The following is a 3,159-nucleotide window of genomic DNA, read 5'->3' as shown; positions in this document are numbered from 1 at the left end:
TTAGTAACTATTGCCTCAACATAATAACATTCTAAAGAAGTACCTATCTAAATAGTGCTTCAAAATCTCTTATTAACTGCGTTATATTTTTACTACCCTTTAAGTATATCCTGTAATGTTAAAAAAAGCAACTCTTTTTATTTTTTTTGTATTGTAGCACAATTAAGTTTATTTTAAAATGCCTTTATTTTTGAGAAACTTGTTAACAATATTTTCAATAGGTTCATTTCCTTCAATTGCTAAAAGGTTTAACTCTTGCATTTCATCTTCATTTAAAGCTTCTACAAGAGAGTCTAATGCTTCAATAACATCTCCTTTTATATTTTCAAATCCCTTTCTCATTGTAATTACAACTTCGTAAGGTGGGAAAAACTTTAAATCATCCTCTAAAAGAAGTAACTTATGCTTAGCTATCAATCCATCTGTAGAATAAACTAAAGCAACTTCAATCTTATCTGAAACTAAAGAGTTAATAACCAATCCCTGATCCATAGACAAAATACTTTTAAATCTTAGATTGTAAGCTTTTTCTATTCCTAAAAGTCCGTCTGATCTCTCCATAAACTCATGAGGACCACTTAAAACCATATTATTTGCATATCTTTTTAAATCACTAATAGTTTTTATACCATACTTTTGAGCTACTTCTGGTTTCATAGCAAAAGCATATGTATTTTCAAATCCCATAGGTTCTCTAATATCTAAATTGTGATCTGTTAAATATTCAGATTTTATAATATCAAATACAGTTCTAGCATCTGCTTTCTCTTTCTTTCCTAAATAAGCAGCATATGCTACACCTGTATATTCAGGATATACATCAATATCTCCACTTTTAATAGCCTCAAATATAACTGTTCCTGTTCCAAGCTCTACTGTTTTTACTTTATAATTAGTTTTAGCTTCTATAACTTGAGACATCATTATACCTAAAATTCTTTGTTCGTTATAATTTTTATGTCCCACAACAATCGTTGGAATACCTCTATTTTTATTATTCTCATATATTCTAAATCCAATTCCTAATATTAAGATAGCCATAACTATTTTTAAGATCTTAATATTTTTCTTTTTCTCTTTCGGATTTGTCAACATTCCACTAGGAGTCAATACTTTTTCCAAAACTCCTAAAAAATAGTTTGCCACAAAAGCTAATATAGCAGTTGGAATAGCTCCTGTTAAAACCAAATTATTATTACTTGTAGATATTCCTCTAAATATAAGTTCTCCTAATCCACCAGCTCCAATTAGTGCTGCGATTGTAGCTGTACCTATTGTAGCAACAGTTGAAATTCTAATTCCACCCATTATAACTGCTATAGCAATTGGTAATTTAACCTTAGTCAAAACTTGGAAATTAGTCATTCCCATACCGATAGCAGCTTGAATTGTAGATTTATCTACACCTTTTATTCCAATATACGTATTTGTTATAATTGGCAATAGTGAATATAAAAAAAGTACAAATACTGCTGGCTTTATTCCAATTCCCATAATAGGAATTATAAGTCCAAACAGTGCTAAACTAGGTACTGTTTGAAATATTCCAGCTATAGTTAAAACTATTTTAGAAAGTCGTTCACTTCTAATTATGAAAATCCCTATTGGAACCCCAATAATAATTGCTATAGTTACAGCAAGACCTATTATTTCTATATGTTGCATAAGTGCAACATAAACCTCAGGTAGTTTTTCTATAAAATATTTTATAAATGATTTCATACAGAATCACCTGTTCTTATCAATTCCTCTTCAACTTCAGGAGATGGAGCTATTTTACTAATAGCGTTAACCAGTCCTAAATTTGTTATAACTCCCGTTAATCTATTTATACTATCAACAACAGGCATAACCTTTGCGTTTATACTAGACATCTTATTTAAAACGTCTAATAAATTGCTATCTTTATCTATCGTAATAAACTCTTTATCCATAATATCTCCAACTCTCAAAATATTATTTTCCATAGCATAGATTAGATTTTTTCTAAAGATTATTCCAATAGGTTTACTATATCTTTCACCTTCGTTTTCTGTCACAATAAGAAAATCATTATCATGAGTTTTTAAAAGATTGTAGGCTCTCGAAATATTACTTCTTTTTTCAATTGTTCGATAGTGCTTAGACATTATATCTGAAACTAAAAGCTTCTTAGGAGTTTTCCATATTCGATCTTTTCCAATAAATTGTTCTATGTATTCTGAGGCAGGCTTTTTTAAAATTTGATCAGGAGTATCAAACTGTAAGATTTCTCCATCTTTCAAAAAAGCTATTCTTTCTCCTAGCTTTATCGCTTCGTCCATATCATGAGTAACAAATATGATAGTTTTTCCTAACTCTTTTTGTAGTTTTAAAACTTCATCTTGAATACTTTCTCTAGTTATAGGATCTAGTGCAGAAAAAGGTTCATCCATCAAAATTATATCAGGATTTGTGGCCAAAGCTCTAGCTATACCAACTCTTTGCTTTTGACCTCCCGATACTTCATGAGGATATTTCTCGTAGTATATTTCAGGATCAAGATTTAAAAGATTTAATAATTCGTAAGCTCTGTCTTTTCTTCTTTCTTTTTCCCATTTTAAAAGTTTAGGAACGAGCTCTATATTTTCACCAATAGTCATATGAGGCATCAGTCCCTCTTTTTGTATAACATATCCAATTCTTCTTCTAAGAATTATTGGATCCACTGTACTTATATCTTCTCCATCTATAAGTACAATTCCACTGGACGGGTCAATAAGTCTATTTATCAGCTTCATAGTTGTTGTTTTTCCACAACCAGATTCTCCAATTAAAACTACAAATTCTCCAGTTTTTATTTTAAAATCTATATTTTTTAAAATGAGTGTTCTTTTATCATAAGATTTTGTAATTTTTTTAAACTCAATCATATTCAACCACCTCAAAATATAAATTTTTGTAAAATAAATCCTAATACAATATTTATACTTAAAAAGCTTATTTTTCCTTTTTTTTAAAATTCTGAAATAAAAAAAAAGAGTTCCAATTGGAACTCTTAGTAATTATTATCTTGATACAATATTTTCAGCTTGTAATCCTCTGTCACCTTTAACAACATCGAATTCTACCGCTTCATTTTCTTTTAATGATTTGAAACCATCTTTTTTGATTTGAGAGAAGTGTGCGAATACATCTTTC

At 29.1% G+C, this 3,159-nt stretch carries 3 protein-coding genes; all 3 read right to left on the bottom strand.

Annotated features, from left to right (window positions below; all coding sequences use genetic code 11):
• Positions 1-168 precede the first annotated feature (168 nt).
• Positions 169-1,722 carry a glycine betaine ABC transporter substrate-binding protein gene (locus tag ACRCZX_RS06925; protein WP_438582198.1) on the bottom strand — a complete coding sequence of 518 codons (1,554 nt, stop codon included), beginning with the start codon at positions 1,720-1,722 and terminating at the stop codon, positions 169-171.
• Positions 1,719-2,891, bottom strand: a complete 1,173-nt coding sequence (locus ACRCZX_RS06920) for a betaine/proline/choline family ABC transporter ATP-binding protein (protein WP_438582197.1) — start codon at positions 2,889-2,891, stop codon at positions 1,719-1,721. The genes ACRCZX_RS06925 and ACRCZX_RS06920 overlap by 4 nt, the downstream gene beginning before the upstream one ends.
• 135 nt (positions 2,892-3,026) lie before the next feature.
• A partial coding sequence (locus ACRCZX_RS06915; protein ID WP_438581622.1) for a cold shock domain-containing protein occupies positions 3,027-3,159 on the bottom strand: 133 nt, incomplete at its 5' end.

It is taken from the genome of Cetobacterium sp., assembly GCF_051658645.1.
Classification (GTDB): Bacteria; Fusobacteriota; Fusobacteriia; order Fusobacteriales; family Fusobacteriaceae; genus Cetobacterium_A.
The sequence above is the reverse complement of the archived record's forward strand: the minus strand, read 5'-3'. Positions and strand labels throughout refer to the sequence as shown.

What these genes read in the sequence shown, in the direction of transcription:
- ACRCZX_RS06925 (WP_438582198.1), bottom strand. Translation starts at nt 1,722, where the DNA reads ATGAAATCATTTATAAAATATTTTATAGAAAAACTACCTGAGGTTTAT.
- ACRCZX_RS06920 (WP_438582197.1), bottom strand. Translation starts at nt 2,891, where the DNA reads ATGATTGAGTTTAAAAAAATTACAAAATCTTATGATAAAAGAACACTC.